Raw genomic sequence first — 17160 nt, 5'->3', positions numbered from 1 at the left:
ATTCGAGTAATGGCAGAGAGCAAATCGGTCGTCATCGCCGCCCTGTTCGCCAACGGGGCGATAGCGGTGCTGAAGTTCATCGGATTCCTGCTGACCGGAAGCGCTGCGATGCTCTCGGAGACGTATCACTCCATCTCCGACACCGGCAACCAGATTTTCCTCCTCATCGGCATCCGGTACGGCAAGCGCGAGGCCACCCGCGGGCATCCGTTCGGGTACGGCAAGGCGCAGTTCTTCTACAGCTTCCTCGTGAGCGTTCTCCTCTTCGCCATCGCCGGCTGGGAGAGCGCGAAACACGGGTACAACGCGCTGATGCACCCCCACGCGGAACAGCTCGACCCCGTGACGCTGCTCGGGGTCACGTTCGCTCCCGTCTACGTCAACTACGCCGTGCTCGTCGCCGCGATACTGTTCGAGACCTACGCGTTCATGAAGGCGTACCGCGCGATGAAAGGAGAGATAGAGCGCCGGAACTGGAGCGGCTTCCGCGAGGCGTTCCGCAAGACCAGCAACGTGACGACGCTGACCGCGCTCACCGAGGACGCCATCGCGCTGAGCGGCGCCGGCATCGCGCTCCTCGGCATCTACCTCTCGCGAACGACCGGGAACCCGATGTACGACGCGGCGTCCGCGTTCCTCATCGGCCTGATGCTGATGGGCTTCGCCGTCGCGCTGGCGTGGGAGAACAAGCGCCTCCTGCTCGGTGAGAGCCTGCCGAAAGAGGAAGAACGGCCGCTCCGGGAACTGCTCGCGGAGTGGGACGGCGTCGTCGACGTCGTCGGCTTCCGGACCGTCTACTTCGGGCCGAAGCGACTCATCGTCACCGCCGACGTGGCGTTCGACTCGACGCTCGACACCGGTGATATCGACGACCGCATCTCCGACATCGAGGACGAGATGAGGACCACCAACGAGCACGTCAAGAAGGTCTACATCGAGCCCGAGGTTCAGGAGACGACGTCGAAGTCGGCCAGTTGACCGGGCCGCGGTCGTCGTTCGCAGTTCGTCCGCCGAGACGACACTTCTCGGATAGGCAAGGATTTTTGAACTAAGGCGCGAATACCCGGTATCGTGTCGACCACCAGCGAGTACATGCGGTTTTTCCCGTACGCCGACCCCTACGATAATCAGCGGGAGGCGATGGACCGCATCTACAACGGTCTGTCTCGCGGTCAGGACGTGGTCTTCGAAGGGGCGTGTGGAACGGGGAAGACGCTGTCGTCGCTCGTGCCGGCGCTGGAGTACGCACGCGAGGAGGACAAGACGGTCGTCATCACGACCAACGTCCACCAGCAGATGCGCCAGTTCGTCCGGGAGGCACGAGCCGTCAACGACCAGGAACCCCTGCGCGCTGTCGTGTTCCGCGGCAAGGGGTCGATGTGCCACGTTGACGTCGACTACCAGGAGTGTCAGGTGCTCCGGGACAACACCTACGAGGTGGTCGATTCGGAGCGCGACGTGCGCGAACTCGAACAGCGCCAGGCGGAGCTGCTCGAACGGGCCCAGGAGGGCGACGACGAGGCCGCCGAGGCCCGCAGCGCCGTCATGGACGAACTCGAGGCGGTCGAGGAGGAACTGGAGGACCTGCAGGACGCGAACGTCTGCGAGCACTACTACAACAACCTCACGGGGGACAACGAGGAGTTCTACCAGTGGCTGTACGACGACGTTCGCACCCCCGACGACGTGTACGACTACGCCGAACAGCGCCAGCTCTGCGGCTACGAACTCCTGAAAGACGGGATGGAGGGCGTCGACCTCGTCGTCTGCAACTACCACCACCTGCTCGACCCGACCATCCGCGAGCAGTTCTTCCGGTGGCTCGGCCGGGACCCCGAGGACGTCGTCACCATCTTCGACGAGGCGCACAACGTCGAGGGCGTCGCGCGCGAGCACGCCACCCGGACGCTGACCGAGAACACCGTCGACAGCGCGCTCGACGAGTTACAGGAGAGCGACGACCACCGGAGCGACGCGGGGTTCAACGTCCTCGCCGCGTTCCAGCGCGCGCTCCGGACGACCTACGAGGACTCGTTCTCGTTCGGCGAGCGCGAGCAGGTCGGCGAGAACTGGGAGGACGTGTCCATCGCCAACGAGGACAGGCGCGACGACCTCACCCTGAACTTCCTGCAGGAGTACACCGGGCCCGGCTTCGACTCGGAACTCGACGACGCGCTCGCGCTCGGTCGTGACCTCGACGAGGAGTACGAGGAGGCGTACCGCAACGGCGACGCGACGACGCGCAAGGAGTGCCAGACGCTGCAGGCGGCGCGGTTCGTCAAGTCGTTCGTCGACGAGGGGGGCGAACTCGGCCAGTACCCCGTGGTGTCGGTGCGCCGCGACGAGGGGACCGACGAGGTGTACGGCCGGGCCGAACTGTACACCTGCATCCCCCGCGAGGTGACGGAGGAGCTCTTCTCGGAGGTGTACGCGACCGTCCTGATGAGCGCGACGCTGCGACCGTTCGACGTGCTCGGGGACGTGCTCGGTCTCGAAGACCCCATCACCCTCGCCTACGGTCTCCAGTTCCCCGAGGAGAACCGCCGGACGTTCTCCGTCGGGACGCCCGCGCTGTTCGCCAGCGAACGCTCGGACCCGGAGACGCAGGCGGTCATCGCCGACGCGCTGCGGGACGCCGTCGAGTTCACCGCGGGGAACACGCTCGTCTTCTTCCCGAGTTACTCGGAGGCGGAGCGCTACCGCGACCGCGTCGAGTCCGACATCGACGCGACGCTGTACTTCGACGAGGCCGGCATCTCGGCCGACGACCTGCGCCAGTCGTTCACCGCGGACGACGACGCCGTCCTCTTCACCTCGCTCTGGGGGACCCTCGCGGAGGGCGTGAGCTTCGACGGCGACGACGCCCGCACGGTGGTCGTGGTCGGCGTCCCGTATCCGCACCTCGACGACAGGTCGAAGGCCGTCCAGGACGCCTACGACCGCGCGTTCGCCGACCGCTCGGCCCACGACTCCGGCTGGGAGTACGCCGTCGAGATTCCGACGATACGGAAGACCCGGCAGGCGCTCGGCCGCGTCATCCGGTCGCCCGAGGAGTTCGGCGTCCGCGTGCTGCTCGACGAGCGCTACACCGCCGCGAGCGTCTCCGAGATGGGCAAGTACAGCGTCCGCGAGACGTTCCCACCGGAGGAGCGCGAGGAGATGGTCGACGTCGCGCCGGAGAAACTGAAGTTCGCCATGCTGAACTTCTACACCGACCGGGACGCGTGGACCGGCGACCCGCCGACGCCGTAGTTCAGGCGGGAAGCCGGAACTCGTCGACCGCCTCGTCGTACGTCGCGTTCCACAGGCTGAGCCGGTCGACGGTCCAGGTCACTGGCTCGACCTCCCGTTCGGCCAGTCGACGGGCGGCCTCGACGGGGCCGCCCCGGGCCAGCGTGACGTGGGGAACGTAGTCGTCGCCCTCGATGCCGGGGACGGGGTCGAACGTCGAACACAGCCGACGGTGCAGCTTCCGGAGGCCGGGACTTTCGACGGCGAGGTAGACGACGGGGGCGTCACCGCTCGCGGGGCGCTCGAAGTAGTCGACGTTCGCGACGCGGGCCTCGAACGCGGGTTCGCCGGCGAGCGCGGACCGGACCCGCTCTCGCAGGCGCGCGACGCCGTCACGTCGCTCCGCCTCGCTCGCGTGGCCGCCGCCGACCGGCGATTCCCCGAGTCGCTTGCAGACGAGCGTGCGGCGCTCCCGGACAGCGTCGAACGGGAGCAGCGCGGGGCGAAGCTCCTCGGCGCGGCGTTCGACCGCGCCGGGAACCGGAACGTTGAGGCTGTACACTGCCGGGAGGTCGACCACCGCGCTACAAGAGGGTGCCGGTCGTCCGCGCGAGCAGCCGCGACCACCGCCGCGGCGACGCCGAACGCGAGCGGTGTCTCGAAGCGGTCGCCCGGGCCGGTGCTGAATAAAGGGAGGGGGAATCAGACTGGCAACTACTTTTAACAGCCTTCGACGGGAGAAACGAATAGGTCAATGGAGTCATCCGGCGATTCCGTTCGGATACTGTGTCTTCGAAATCGGCCGGACGGGGAGGGGTTCGTGGACCCCCTCGACGACTCGGGGGAGTTCGCGGTGACGACGGTCGAGCGCCGGGAGCGCGGTCTCTCGCTGCTCGACGACGAGTCGTTCGACTGCGTCGTCGGCGACGCGGACGACGGTCTCGACCTGCTATCGACCGTTCGGGAGCGCCGACCCGACCTCCCGTACGTCCTCGTGGCGCGAGAGGACGACGCCGACGCCGAGGCGGCGCTCGCACGCGGAGCGACGGAGTACCTCGACTGCCGGAGCGACGACGAACCGCTCGGTCTCCTGGCGGTCCGGGTCGAGAACGCGGTCGCGAGCGACGACGGCGACCCGGCCGAGCGCAGGGGGAACGACTCGTACCTGCAGAAGCTGTACCGGACCGCGTCGGACGCCGAACTGACGCTCGAGGAGAAGCGACGTCGGCTGCTGACGCTGGGGAGGGAACGACTCGGCGTCGACGTCGGATTCGTCTCTCGCATCGATGGCGACAGGTTCGAGATCGTCGACGCGGTCGGGTCCCACGAACTGCTCCAGTCGGGCCGGACGGCTCCCCTCTCGGAGACGTACTGCCGGAAGACGCTCGACAGCGAGGAGTCGTTGACCGTCCGGGACGCCGCGTCCGAAGGATGGTCCGACGACCCCGCGTACGAGACGTACGGACTCGGCTGTTACATCGGGACGGAGGTTCGCGTGGACGGGGAGCTGTACGGGACGCTCTGTTTCGCCGACGGGCCGCCGCGCCAGCGGTCGTTCACCGACAGCGAGTCGGCGTACGTCGAACTCGTCTCGCAGTGGTTGCAGTACGAACTGGAACGGCGCGCCGACGCCGAGGTGCTCCGACGGCAGAACGACCGCCTCGAAGACTTCGCAAGCGTGCTCTCACACGACTTGCGCAATCCCCTGAGCATCGCGGAGATGTACCTGAACGCGGCCGAGAGGAGCGGCGACGCCCAGGACTTCGAGCAGGTCCGGGACGCACACGAACGCATCGAGGAACTGATAGAGAAGCTGCTGACGCTGGCACAGGAGGGCGAGGCGCGGGCCCGGAAGACCCCCCAGGACCTGTCCGAGACCATCGCCGACGCGTGGCGGACCACGGAGACGGCCGACGCGACCCTCCGGACGGCGGACGACCCGACGGTCGAAGCGGACGGCGAGCGCCTCCAGCAGTTGCTGGAGAACCTGTTCCGGAACGCGGTCGAACACGCCGGCCGCGCCGCGACCGTCGAGGTCGGCACGCTCGACGACGGGAGCGGGTTCTACGTGGCGGACGACGGCCCCGGCATCCCAGAGGGAGAGCGCGAGGCTGTGTACGACCACGGCTACTCGACCGGGGGCGGGACCGGACTCGGTCTCACCATCGTCCGGCACATCGCGGACGCCCACGACTGGACCGTCTCCGTCACGGAGAGCGAGTCCGGCGGTGCACGCTTCGAGATACGGGGAGCGGTCGCGTAGGCGTGTAGGGTCGGCTCGCTGGAACTGTCGGCACTCCGACTGCAAACGTTGCCTGTCCGAAAGCCTTTATCCGGAGCGCGGCGGAAGAGGGTAGCAATGACGCGGACGCGCCAGTTCGGGGTCGCCCTCGCGACCAGCGGCGCGTCCGTCTCCTTCTCTCCGCGACGACCGGGGCTCTCCCTGCCCCACTAATTCCAATTCCACCGCGACCCGACGTTCGTTTCGTACGGACTCATTCGACACTAACTCGTCGTTAGTCTACTCTACGACTTTATTTCTAATTTTTCTGAGAAGAATTTAAGGGGCTGTAGCTCGTGGGGTGGTGTACGATGAAACGCGCTGCACTCGCCTTCTCGGGCGGACTCGACACCACGGTATGCGTCCCACTCCTCGAAGAGGAGTACGACTACGACGAAGTCATCGGCGTCACGGTCGACGTCGGCCAACCGGAAGCGGAGTTCGACGAGGCCGAGGAGACGGCCGAAGCGCTGGGCCTCGAACACTACGTCGTCGACGCCACGGAAGCGTTCGCCGAGCAGTGTCTCGACTCGGTGAAAGCGAACGCCACCTACCAGGGCTACCCCCTCGGAACCGCGCTCGCACGTCCGATAATCGCCGAGGCCATCCTCGACGTGGCGGAGGAACACGACTGCGACGCGCTCGCCCACGGCTGTACGGGCAAGGGCAACGACCAGTTGCGCTTCGAGGCCGTCTGGCGTAGCTCCGACCTCGACGTGGTCGCGCCGGTGCGCGAACTCGGACTGACCCGCGAGTGGGAGATGGAGTACGCCGACGACCACGACCTGCCCGTCGAGGGCGGCAACGAGGGCGTCTGGAGCATCGACACGAACCTCTGGAGTCGCTCCATCGAGGGCGGCAACCTGGAGGACCCGGGGTACGTCCCGCCGGAGGACATCTACGAGTGGACCGACGCCCCCGGCGCGGAGACGGAACTGGTCGAGATCGAGTTCGAGGAGGGTTACCCGGTCGCGCTCGACGGCGAGGAGAAAGACGCCGTCGAACTGATCGAGGAACTGAACGAACTGGCGGGGGCGCACGGCGTCGGCCGCACGGACATGATGGAGGACCGCATGCTCGGCCTGAAGGTGCGCGAGAACTACGAACACCCCGCCGCCACGACCCTCCTCGCGGCCCACGAGGGTCTCGAAGGTCTCGTCCTGACGAAAGAGGAGCGCAGCTTCAAACAGCAGGTCGAACAGCAGTGGGCCGAGAAGGCCTACGAGGGGCTGCTCGCCCATCCGCTGATGGACGCCCTGGAGGGGTTCGTCGACGAGACGCAGGAGAAAGTGACGGGGACGGTGACGGTGAAGTTCGACGGCGGACAGGCGCGTCCGGTGGCCCGCGAGAGCGACTACGCGGTGTACTCGGAGGCCGCCGCGTCGTTCAACACCGAGACCGTCCAGGGCATCGAACAGGCCGACGCGACGGGCGTGGCGAAGTACCACGGGTTCCAGGCGCGCCTGGCGAACGAGGCCGAGAAGGCGGCCGAGGAGAAGCAGGCCGTCGCCACCGACGGCGGCGAAACGGATGAGTGAGGAGGACGTCGTCCGCGGCGAACGCTTCGCCGGCGGACCGGCCCGGGGGTTCCTCTCGTCGCTCTCCGCCGACGAGCGCATCTTCGCCGCCGACCTCGCGGTGGACCGCGCCCACGTCGTGATGCTCGCCGAGCAGGGCATCGTCGACGAGGAGACGGCGGGTGAGATACTGGCCGCGCTCGATACGGTCGAGTCGGACGGCCACGACGCGCTCCCCGACGGCGAGGACGTTCACGCCGCCATCGAAACGGCGGTCGTCGAGGCGGTCGGTCCCGAGGGCGGTCGGATGCACACCGCCCGGAGCCGCAACGACGAGGTGGCGACCTGCATCCGCTACCGCCTGCGCGAGGACCTGCTCTCCGCGCTGGAGGCGACGCTGGCGCTCCGCGAGGCCCTGCTCGCCCGCGCCGACGAGCACGCCGAGACGCTCGCGCCGGGGTACACCCACCTCCAGCCGGCCCAGCCGACGACGGTCGGCCACTTCCTGCTGTCGTACGAGCGCGCGCTCGCCCGCGACGCGGCGCGCCTGCTCGACGCCTACGGTCGCGTGAACGAGTCGCCGCTCGGCGCGGCGGCGTTCGCGGGCACGCCCTTCGACGTCGACCGCGAGCGCACCGCGGACCTGCTCGGGTTCGACGGCACGGTCGACAACGCCACCGACGCGGTGTCGGCCCGCGACTTCCTGCTGGAGTCGGTCGCGGCGCTGGCTGCGCTGGCGACGACCGTCTCCGGCATCGCCGAGGACCTGGTCGTCTACTCGAACCGCGGGTTCGTCGAACTCGACGACGACTACGCGTCCACCTCGTCCATCATGCCCCAGAAGAAGAACCCCGACACGCTGGAACTGGCGCGCGCGACGGCGGGCGACGCCCACGCCGGCCTGTCGGGACTGCTGACGACGCTGAAGGGACTCCCCCGGGCGTACAACCGGGACCTCCAGCGCGCGACGCCCCACGCCTGGGACGCGGTCGACGCCGTGACCGACGCGGTCGACGTGGCCGGCGGCGCGGTGGCGACCGCGACGTGGAACGAGGGCGCGCTCGCCGACGCCGCGAGCGAGGGGTTCTCGACGGCGACGGGCGTCGCGGACCTGCTGGCGAGCCACGGCGTGCCGTTCCGCACCGCCCACGAGACGGTCGCCGCGGCCGCCGCCGAGTCGGAGGCCGACGCCGCACCGGAGTACGCGGCGCTCGACGCGGCGGCCGAGGACGTGCTCGGCGACCCCCTCGAAGCGTACGTCGACCGCGAGGCCGTCGAGGCGGCGCTGGACCCCGCCGAGAGCGTCGCCGGCCGCGACTCGCCCGGCGGCCCCGCGCCCGACGCGGTGGCGGAACAGCTCGCGACGGCCGAGGCGGAGCTGACGGACGACGAATCGACGGTCGCGGCGGCGCGCGACGCGCTCGCGGCCGCGGACGACGCGCTCCACTCGGAGGTGACCGACTATGTCTGAACCACCGCGACCCCCTCGTGGGGTCCCTACTTGTCGCTGAACCGGAATCGCGGCGTCCGCTTTCGCGCGGTGAGACGGTAGTCCGGCATTTTCTTTCATAATTAATAACGATGGATTTAAGTCCGATAGGGCGATAGAGGAGAGTACGATGACAGAATGCGTCGAGTGCGGGGCGGACGTAACCCTGCACGACGATCCCGAAGCCGGAGAGATTATCGACTGCCCCACCTGCGGTGTCGAACTGGAAGTCGTCGACGTGAACCCGCCAGTCCTCGACCGAGCCCCGGAGCTCCAAGAGGACTGGGGGGAGTAAGTTGCACGTTGGACTGCTCTACTCCCGGATTCGGAAAGACGAGAAGCTCCTGCTCGCCGAACTGCGCGACCGCGGGCACGAAGTGACGAAGATAGACGTACGCGACCAGACGTTCGGGCTCGACGAGGCCCCCGAGGCGTTCGAGGGCGTCGACCTCGTGCTCGACCGCTGTCTGGCGACGAGTCGGAGCCTCTACGCCACGCGGTTCTGCGAGGCGTACGGGATTCCCGTCGTCAACGCGCCCGACACGGCCGAGACGTGCGCGGACAAGGCCAAGACGAGCATCGCGCTCGCCGGCGCGGGCGTCCCCACGCCCGAGACGAAGGTGGCGTTCACCGAGGAGGCCGCGCTGGAGGCCATCGAGTCCTTCGGCTACCCCTGCGTTCTCAAGCCCGTCGTCGGGTCCTGGGGTCGCCTCGTGGCGAAGATAGAGTCGCGCAGCGCCGCCGAGGCCATCCTGGAGCACAAGGCGACGCTGGGCCACTACGAGCACAAGGTGTTCTACGTCCAGGAGTTCGTCGAGAAGCCCGGTCGCGACCTGCGCGTGCTGGCCGCGGACGGCGAACCCGTCGCCGCGATGGCCCGCAGTTCCGACCACTGGCTGACGAACGCCGCGAAGGGCGCGGAGACGGCGTCGTTCGAACTCGACGACGAGGCCGAGGCGCTGGTCGAGACGGCCAGCGACGCGGTCGGCGGCGGCCTGCTCGGCGTCGACCTGATGGAACTGGAAGAGGGGTACACCGTCCACGAAATCAACCACACGGTCGAGTTCAAGGCGCTGAACGACGCGGTGGACGTGGACGTGCCCGCCGCAGTCGTGGACTGGCTGGAGACGAAGGTCCCCCAGGAGGTGGTCGTCTGATGGCGACCGCGACCGACCGGCGGGGCGACGAGAGCGCAGAGACGCTCACGGCGAGCGTCGTCGGCGCGAGCGGCTTCACGGGCGGGGAACTGCTCCGCCTGCTCGTCGGCCACCCGAACTTCGAGGTCGAACAGGCCACCAGCCGCGAGTACGCGAACAAGACGGTGGGGTCGGTCCACCCGAACCTCCGGGGGGCCGACCTGCGCTTCTCCGACCCCGGCGACCTCGATTCGGTCGACGCGCTGTTCGCCGCGACGCCCCACGGCGTCTCGATGCAGCAGATAGACGCGTTCGAGGACGCCGCCGACACCGTCGTCGACCTGAGCGCGGACTTCCGCCTCGACACCGAGGCCGAGTACGACGAGTGGTACGACGGCCACGTCTGCCCGGAGTACCTCGACGAGGCGGTGTACGCCCTGCCGGAGTTCACCCGCGAGGAACTCCCCGGCGCGGACCTCATCGCTGCGGGCGGTTGCAACGCGACGGCGACCCTGCTGGGACTCAAGCCGCTGTTCGACGCGGGCGTCCTCGACGGGGACGAGCAGGTCGTCGTGGACGTGAAGGTCGGTTCCTCGGAGGGCGGCGCCGGCGGCGGGAAGGCGTCGAGCCACGCCGAGCGCTCGGGCGTCGTCCGCCCGTACGCGCCGACCGGCCACCGTCACGAGGCCGAGATAGAGGCCATGCTCGGGACGAGCGTCTCCTTCACGGCCCACGCCGTGGACATGGTTCGCGGGGCGTCGGCGACGAGCCACGTCTTCCCCGACCACCCCGTCTCGAAGGGCGACCTCTGGACCGCGTACCGCGACGCCTACGAGGACGAACCGTTCGTCCGCCTCGTCGCGGGCGGGAGCGGCGTCTACCGCTACCCCGAACCGAAGGCGGTCGCCGGCACGAACCACGCCGAGGTCGGCTTCGAACTCGACCCCGGCAACGAGCGCGTCGTCGCGTTCAGCGCCATCGACAACCTGATGAAGGGGTCGGCCGGCCAGGCGGTCCACGCCGCGAACGTCGCGCTCGGGTTCGAGGAGACGGCCGGACTGGAGTTCTCGGGCCTTCACCCGGTGGGGTCGCCATGACCGGGGACGGCTACACCCGCGAGCAACTGCTCGCGGCCCACGAGCAACTCGTCGACAACGACGCCGGCGAGGACCGCGTGCGGACGGACGGCGGCGAGCGGACGAGCGGTTCGCGAGTCTCGTCGGACGGTCGGTTCGACGACGGGACGGTCGCGGACGAGACCCCGCCCGTCGTCGTGAAGGTCGGCGGCGCGCGCGCCGTGGACCCGGCGGGCGCGCTGGCCGACGTGGCCCACCTCACCGCGACGGGCGAGGACGTCGTCGTCGTCCACGGCGGTTCGACCGCGGTGGACGACCACCTGGAGGCGCTCGGCGAGGAACCGGAGTACGTCGAGACGCCGGACGGCGTCGTCGGTCGGTTCACCGACGAGACGACGATGGCCGCCTTCGAGCGCGTGCTGCCCGGCGAGGTCAACACCGACCTCGTGGCAGGCCTCCAGACGGAGGGCGTGCGCGCCGTCGGCCTCTCGGGCGTGGACGGCGCGCTCCTGACGGGGCCGCGCAAGTCCGCGGTGAAGGTCGTCGAGGACGGCCGGAAGAAGATCCGCCGCGGCGACCACTCCGGAAAGATAGAGGACGTGAACGCGGACCTGCTCGAACTCCTGCTCGGCGCGGGCTACACGCCGGTCGTGACGGTGCCGATGCTCGCCGAGGAGAACGGCGATGGCGACGCCACGCTGACGCCCGTCAACGCCGACGCGGACCGCGCGGCGGCCGCCGTCGCGGGCGCGCTCGGCGGCCAGCTCGTCGTGCTGACCGACGTGCCCGGCGTCCTCGAAGACCCCGACGACGAGTCGACGCTCGTCGAGGAGGTGACGACGCCCGCCGAGATGGCGACCGTCGAGGACGCCGCGGAAGGGTTCATGACGAAGAAGGTGATGGCCGCGACGGAGGCGCTGTCGGGCGGCGCCGCATCGGTCGTCGTCGCGGACGCGAACAACCGCGACCCGGTGACGGCGGCGCGCAACGGTCACGGAACCCACTTCGAGCCGACCGCGCTCGGTGAGGACGCGTGAGCGGGTTCGTCTTCTCCGAGAAGCCCATCAGCATCGAGCGCGGCGAGGGGCCGTACCTCTACGACGACGCCGGCACGGAGTACCTCGACTTCGGCGCGAGCTACGCCGTCACGCCGGTCGGCCACTGCCACCCCGAGGTGGTCGAGGCGGTGCAGGAACAGGCCGCCGAACTGCTGTACGTCCAGGCGTCCTACGGCAACGGCGCGCGCGACGTCCTCTACGAGCGGCTCGCCGCGATAGCACCGGGCGACGTCGGGAACGTCTGGCTCTGCAACTCCGGGACGGAGGCCAACGAGGCGGCGCTGAAGTTCGCCCGGAGCGCCACCGGGAACTCCAAGATAGTCGCCGCGAAGCAGGGGTTCCACGGCCGCACGATGGGCGCGCTGTCGGCCACCTGGAAGTCGAAGCACCGCGAGCCGTTCGAACCGCTCCTCGCCGACGTGGAGTTCGTCGACTACGGTGACGAGGACGACCTCGCCGACGCCGTGGACGACGAGACGGCTGCGGTCGTCCTCGAACCGGTCCAGGGCGAGGGCGGCGTCAACCCCGCGCCGGAGGGGTACCTGCAGGCGGCCCGCGAACTGACCGACGAGGCGGGGGCCGCCCTCGTCTTCGACGAGATACAGACCGGCCTCGGCCGGACGGGGACGCTGTGGGCCTGCGAGTCCGCGGGCGTCGTCCCGGACGTGCTGACGACCGCGAAGGGACTGGCCAGCGGCCTGCCGATGGGCGCGACGCTGTGTGCCGACTGGATAGCGGAGGACGCTGGCTCGCACGGGTCGACGTTCTCCGGCGGCCCGGTCGTCAGCGCCGCCGCCGAGGCGACGCTGTCGGTCATCGTCGAGGAGGACCTCCCCGCCCGCGCCGCCGAGACGGGCGCGTACCTCCGCGAGGAGTTGCACGCCGCGGACCTGCCGGTGCGCGACGTCCGGGGCGAGGGCCTGCTGGTCGGCGTCGAGGTGAAACGCGGCGCGAACCGCCTCCTGAAGGAACTCGCGCTCGACCACGGCGTGCTCGCGCTCCCCGCGGGCCGGACCGTCCTCCGGTTGCTCCCACCGCTGACCGTCGAGCGCTCGCACGTCGACCGCGTGGTGGACGCGCTCGCCGACGCGCTCGGAGGTGACGGATGAGCGCGAGCGACGGGGCGGCCGACGTCGTCACGCACGAGGTGTCCGAGGCGGCGGCCCGCGACCTGCTCGTCGACCTCGTCGAGACGCCGTCCGTGACGGGCGACGAGCGCGAGTGCGCCGAGCGCCTCGCCGCGTTCTTCGAGCGCCACGACCGCGAGGCGCGGCTGGACGAGGTCGGCAACGTCCGCGCGCCCGGCGACGACGGCGTCCTGCTGACCTCCCACATCGACACCGTTCCGGGCGAGATTCCGGTGGAAGTCGAGGAGACAGACGAGGGCGATGTCCTCTGGGGACGCGGCAGCGTCGACGCCAAGGGGCCGCTGGCCGCGATGGCGGTCGCGGCCGTCGAGACGGGCGCGAGCTTCGTCGGCGTCGTCGGCGAGGAGACCGACTCCAGGGGCGCGCGCCACCTCGTCGACGAGCGCGCGGAACCCGCCGCGGTCGTCAACGGCGAACCCAGCGGCTGGGACGACCTGACGCTCGGCTACCGCGGCTTCCTCGCCGGCACCTACTCGGTCGCCGTCGACTCCGTCCACTCCTCGCGCCCCGACCCGAACGCCGTCGAGCACGCGACGGGCTGGCTCTCGCGCGTGAAGGCCGAGTTCGCCACCGACGACCCCGTCTTCGAGTCGGTGACCGTGAAACCGGTCGAGTTCGACGGCGGCCTCGACGACGACGGCCTCGCGACCGCGGCCACCGTCGACGTGCAGTTCCGGATTCCGCCCGGGACGACCGCCGCGGAGATACGCGAGACGGCCGAGAGCGAACTCGACGCCGGCAGCGTCTCCTGGGGCGAGCCAATCCCGCCGACGCTGTCCAGCCCCCGGACCGACCTCGCGCGAGCGTTCCGGGTCGCCGTCCGCGCGGAGGGCGGCGACCCCGGTCTGCTCCGCAAGACCGGGACCAGCGACGCGAACCTCTACGCCGCGGCCTGGGACTGCCCGGTCGCCACCTACGGCCCCGGCGACTCGACGTTCGACCACGCGCCCGACGAACGCCTCGACCTCGCGGAGTTCGACCGCGCCGTCGCGGTGCTCGGACGGGTCGCGGAGAACCGCCTGGAGAGCCACGAATGACGCCGAAGCACGAACCAATGACGCCGAACGACCACGGGACGACCCCGACACAGCAGCCGTCGAACAGCAGTCCGAACGTCGACGCCGACCCGGCGCACTTCCTGACCGTCGACGACCTGAGCGAAGCCGACCTCCGAGCCGTCGTCGATTCGGCGCGAGCGTTCGAGCGGGCGCGAGCCGACGGCGAACCCCACGCCGTGCTGCCGGGCGCGACGGCGACGATGCTGTTCGAGAAGCCCAGCACCCGGACCCGGGTCTCCTTCGAGACGGGGATGACCCACCTCGGCGGTCACGCCGTCTTCCTCGGCCCGGACGACACTCAGCTCGACCGCGGCGAACCCGTCTCGGACACGGCGCGGGTGCTGTCGCGCTACGGCGAGTTCGTCGTGGCGCGCGTGTTCGACCACGGGACCCTGGAGACGATGGCCGAGCACGCCACCGTCCCGGTCGTCAACGCGCTCTCCGACTTCGCTCATCCCTGCCAGGCGCTGGCCGACCTGCTCGCGCTCCGTCAGCAGTTCGGCTCGCTCGCTGACCTGTCGGTCACCTGGGTCGGCGACGGGAACAACGTCGCCGCGTCGTTCGTCGTCGCCGCCGCGACGATGGGCGTCGACGTGACGGTGGCGACGCCGCAGGGCTACGAACTCCCCGCGGACGTGCTCGAACGCGCGGCGGCGCGCGGTCCCGCGCCCGAGGTCGTCCACGACCCCGAGTCCGCCGTCGAGGGCGCCGACGCCGTCTACACCGACGTCTGGGTGAGCATGGGCGACGAGGGCGAGCGCGAGGAGAAACTGACCGCCTTCGAGGGGTTCCAGGTGAACGCCGACCTGCTCGCACGCGCCCCGGACGCGGCGGTGATGCACTGCCTGCCCGCCCACCGCGGCGAGGAGATCACCGGCGACGTGCTGGAGAGCGAGCGCTCGCTCGCCTGGCGGCAGGCCGAGAACCGCCTGCACGTCCAGAAGGCGCTGCTGGCGCACCTGGGCGGCGTGGAGTACTCGCGGTAGGTCCGGTCCGAGACGCGTCGGACGCCGCCTCTCGACGGGCTAACTTTATATACATGTCTTCGTTGGGTTCGAAGTAACAGATATGACCGGACACGTGTACACCGTCGCGAGCGGGAAGGGCGGTGTGGGGAAGACGACCACCGCGATAAACCTCGGGGCGATGCTCGCCGAGGCGGGGGCCGACGTGGTCGTCGTCGACACGGACCTGGGGATGGCGAACATCGCCGGGTTCCTCGACTTCGAGATGGACGGGGCGACGCTCCACGACGTGCTGGCTGGCGAGGCGAACGTCGCCGCCGCCGTCTACGAGGCCCCCGGCGACGTCGACGTCCTTCCGAGCAGCACCGACATCCAGGCGTTCGCCAAGTCAGAGACGGAGAACCTCCCGGAGGTCGTCGCGGCACTCCGCGAGGAGTACGACTTCGTCCTGCTCGACACCGGGGCCGGCATCAGCTACGACACGATGCTTCCCCTCTCGCTGGCCGACGCCGTCCTGCTCGTCACGACGCCGGACGTCGCCTCGGTGCGCGACACGGCCAAGACGGGCGAACTCACCGCGCACGTCGGCGGCACGGTCCGCGGCGCGGTGCTCACCCAGCGCGGCGACGACATCCTGAACGCCGACGACGTGGAGGGAACGCTGGAGACCGACATCCTGGCGGTCGTCCCGACGGACGAGACCGTCCCGATGAGCATCGACGCCGGACGACCGCTCGCCGCGTTCGCGCCGAACGGCGACGCGGCGGCCGCGTACCGCGACCTCGCCGGAGTGCTGGCCGGGTCGAACGAAACGGAGCGCCGGGAGGCAAAGACGGACGAGGACGGAGACGGGTTCCGGGACGCGGCGGACGACGACCCCGAACCGGGCGACGACGCCGCGCCGGCGCTCGCCGACGCGGAGGCGGAACTGGGCGACGCCGACTCGTTCGACGCCGACCCGGTTCACGACCTCATCGACGAGCGCATCGTCGAGGCGGCCGACGCCCCCGAGCCCTCCGCTCCGGACGAGGACGCGAGCGACGCCGCCGACGAGACTCCGTCCGGGCCGGCGGACGAGAAGGACGCGAGCGGCGACCCGGACGACTCCGGAGCGACGTCCCGCGACGACGGCTCTACGGCGGTCGACGCCACCGGTTCCGACGAGGCGGACGACGAGGCCAGCACCGACGACCCGGCCTCCGAAGACCCGCTCGACGACCGGACCGACGCGACGGACGGGAAGCGCGTCCGGGTGACCGACGAGATGGACGACGCCGCGACCGAAGCGAAGGTGGGAGACGTCGCGCCCGATTCCTCGGCACCGACGCCCGACGAGACGAAGGCGAGCGACCGGCCGGCGACGGACGAGGCCGAGTCCGGCGACGCGCCCGACGATGCATCTGACGACGCCGCGGCGGTGCCCGAGGACGCGCCCGAATCGGCCGGCGATACGGCGAAAGCGCCGTGGCAGGCGAGCGACGCGGACGACGAACCGGAGGCCGTCCCGTTCGAGGAGGGCGAACCTGGCCAGACGGAACTCGGCGCGATGGCGAACGAGGACGACGAAGCGGACGAGGACGAAGCGGGCATCTTCGGCCGCATCGGGTCGCTGTTCCGCTGACGCCGGAAACAAGTTGTTTCTTCGACACGTAGTGTTCGGGAGATGGCCGAAGAATCGGTTCCGTTCTGGTGGATACTGCTGTTCGTCCTGCTCGCGCTCGGGCTCGCGGCGGGCGCGATACTGTACGTCGGCGGCGAGTTGCTCGCCGCGTTCGCCGTCGAGTTCGCCACGGAGTCGCTACCGGCGGGCGTCGGCACGTCGCTAGCGTAGTTCGAAGGTGTCATCTCGACGAGACGCGGCGCTTGCGGTCGGAAATCGCAAGAAGACGCCGGGACTGGGATTTGAACCCAGAACCCCTAACGGGGACACGCTTTCCAGGCGTGCGCTTTGCCATTCGGCCATCCCGGCCCAACAGTTGGTAACCGAGAGTCGCGTTTAAAGGCTTCCCTTTACGACAGGACGCCGTCGGCGACGTAGGTGAGCGTCGACGCCCCGACGGCGACGAGGAGCGCCACGCCGACCTTCACGGCGACGTCGTACCGGTAGCCGCTGAACAGTTCGTACCCTTGCAGGAGCACGAGGAAGGCGAGCATACCGATGACGCCCCACAGCAGACTGTGCTTGACGCGGGGGTCCACGG

16 protein-coding genes and 1 tRNA gene are annotated in these 17160 nt (G+C 69.8%); 14 read left to right on the top strand and 3 right to left on the bottom strand.

Annotated features, from left to right (window positions below):
- Positions 1-9 precede the first annotated feature (9 nt).
- Positions 10-978, top strand: coding sequence for a cation diffusion facilitator family transporter (locus tag ACTF4R_RS06390; protein WP_440007063.1), 969 nt, complete (start codon positions 10-12; stop codon positions 976-978).
- 93 nt (positions 979-1071) lie between these two features.
- Positions 1072-3252: an ATP-dependent DNA helicase gene (locus tag ACTF4R_RS06385; RefSeq protein WP_440007062.1), complete on the top strand. Its 2181-nt coding sequence runs from the start codon at positions 1072-1074 to the stop codon at positions 3250-3252.
- 1 nt (position 3253) lies between these two features.
- Here the strand turns inward: ACTF4R_RS06385 and ACTF4R_RS06380 are convergent, their stop codons facing one another.
- Positions 3254-3793, bottom strand: coding sequence for a 2'-5' RNA ligase family protein (locus ACTF4R_RS06380; protein ID WP_440007061.1), 540 nt, complete (start codon positions 3791-3793; stop codon positions 3254-3256).
- Between the two features lie 258 nt (positions 3794-4051).
- Here ACTF4R_RS06380 and ACTF4R_RS06375 point away from each other — a divergent pair, with 258 nt between their 5' ends.
- From ACTF4R_RS06375 to ACTF4R_RS06320, 12 genes are all read left to right on the top strand, one after another.
- Positions 4052-5494 carry a sensor histidine kinase gene (locus ACTF4R_RS06375; RefSeq protein ID WP_440007060.1) on the top strand — a complete coding sequence of 481 codons (1443 nt, stop codon included), beginning with the start codon at positions 4052-4054 and terminating at the stop codon, positions 5492-5494.
- A gap of 329 nt (positions 5495-5823) precedes the next feature.
- Positions 5824-7050 carry an argininosuccinate synthase gene (locus tag ACTF4R_RS06370; protein WP_440007059.1) on the top strand — a complete coding sequence of 409 codons (1227 nt, stop codon included), beginning with the start codon at positions 5824-5826 and terminating at the stop codon, positions 7048-7050.
- A complete protein-coding gene (argH, locus tag ACTF4R_RS06365) occupies positions 7043-8500 on the top strand; it encodes an argininosuccinate lyase (RefSeq protein WP_440007058.1) in 1458 nt (485 codons plus the stop codon). Before ACTF4R_RS06370 ends, argH begins: the two co-directional genes overlap by 8 nt.
- A gap of 148 nt (positions 8501-8648) precedes the next feature.
- A complete protein-coding gene (gene lysW / locus ACTF4R_RS06360; protein WP_113274696.1) occupies positions 8649-8813 on the top strand; it encodes a lysine biosynthesis protein LysW in 165 nt (54 codons plus the stop codon).
- 1 nt (position 8814) lies between these two features.
- Positions 8815-9675 (top strand): lysine biosynthesis protein LysX, encoded by an 861-nt coding sequence (lysX, locus tag ACTF4R_RS06355; RefSeq protein WP_440007057.1) that lies wholly within the window; start codon positions 8815-8817, stop codon positions 9673-9675.
- Positions 9675-10751, top strand: coding sequence for an N-acetyl-gamma-glutamyl-phosphate reductase (argC, locus tag ACTF4R_RS06350; RefSeq protein WP_440007056.1), 1077 nt, complete (start codon positions 9675-9677; stop codon positions 10749-10751). Before lysX ends, argC begins: the two co-directional genes overlap by 1 nt.
- Positions 10748-11767, top strand: coding sequence for an acetylglutamate/acetylaminoadipate kinase (locus ACTF4R_RS06345; RefSeq protein ID WP_440007055.1), 1020 nt, complete (start codon positions 10748-10750; stop codon positions 11765-11767). The genes argC and ACTF4R_RS06345 overlap by 4 nt, the downstream gene beginning before the upstream one ends.
- Positions 11764-12897 (top strand): aspartate aminotransferase family protein, encoded by a 1134-nt coding sequence (locus ACTF4R_RS06340; protein ID WP_440007054.1) that lies wholly within the window; start codon positions 11764-11766, stop codon positions 12895-12897. Before ACTF4R_RS06345 ends, ACTF4R_RS06340 begins: the two co-directional genes overlap by 4 nt.
- The gene (locus ACTF4R_RS06335) at positions 12894-13973 is read left to right on the top strand and encodes a [LysW]-lysine hydrolase (RefSeq protein WP_440007053.1); all 1080 of its coding nucleotides are present in this window, start codon (positions 12894-12896) and stop codon (positions 13971-13973) included. The genes ACTF4R_RS06340 and ACTF4R_RS06335 overlap by 4 nt, the downstream gene beginning before the upstream one ends.
- A gap of 17 nt (positions 13974-13990) precedes the next feature.
- Positions 13991-14980, top strand: coding sequence for an ornithine carbamoyltransferase (argF, locus tag ACTF4R_RS06330; RefSeq protein ID WP_440007052.1), 990 nt, complete (start codon positions 13991-13993; stop codon positions 14978-14980).
- 82 nt (positions 14981-15062) lie between these two features.
- Entirely contained in the window at positions 15063-16580 is a 1518-nt protein-coding gene (gene minD, locus ACTF4R_RS06325; protein ID WP_440007051.1) for a cell division ATPase MinD, read from the top strand.
- 42 nt (positions 16581-16622) lie between these two features.
- On the top strand, positions 16623-16790 hold the full coding sequence (locus ACTF4R_RS06320; RefSeq protein ID WP_440007050.1) for a hypothetical protein: 168 nt from the start codon (positions 16623-16625) through the stop codon (positions 16788-16790).
- Between the two features lie 56 nt (positions 16791-16846).
- On the opposite strand, the gene ACTF4R_RS06315 is transcribed toward ACTF4R_RS06320, so the two are convergent.
- Together ACTF4R_RS06315 and ACTF4R_RS06310 are read right to left on the bottom strand one after the other, a co-directional pair.
- Positions 16847-16928: transfer RNA gene (locus ACTF4R_RS06315), tRNA-Ser, on the bottom strand.
- 41 nt (positions 16929-16969) lie between these two features.
- Positions 16970-17158 (bottom strand): DUF7981 family protein, encoded by a 189-nt coding sequence (locus ACTF4R_RS06310; protein ID WP_113274688.1) that lies wholly within the window; start codon positions 17156-17158, stop codon positions 16970-16972.
- Positions 17159-17160: the final 2 nt, after the last annotated feature.

The sequence above is a fragment of the Halomicrococcus pelagicus genome, from assembly GCF_051917725.1.
Classification (GTDB): domain Archaea; phylum Halobacteriota; class Halobacteria; order Halobacteriales; family Haladaptataceae; genus Halomicrococcus.
The sequence above is the reverse complement of the archived record's forward strand: the minus strand, read 5'-3'. Positions and strand labels throughout refer to the sequence as shown.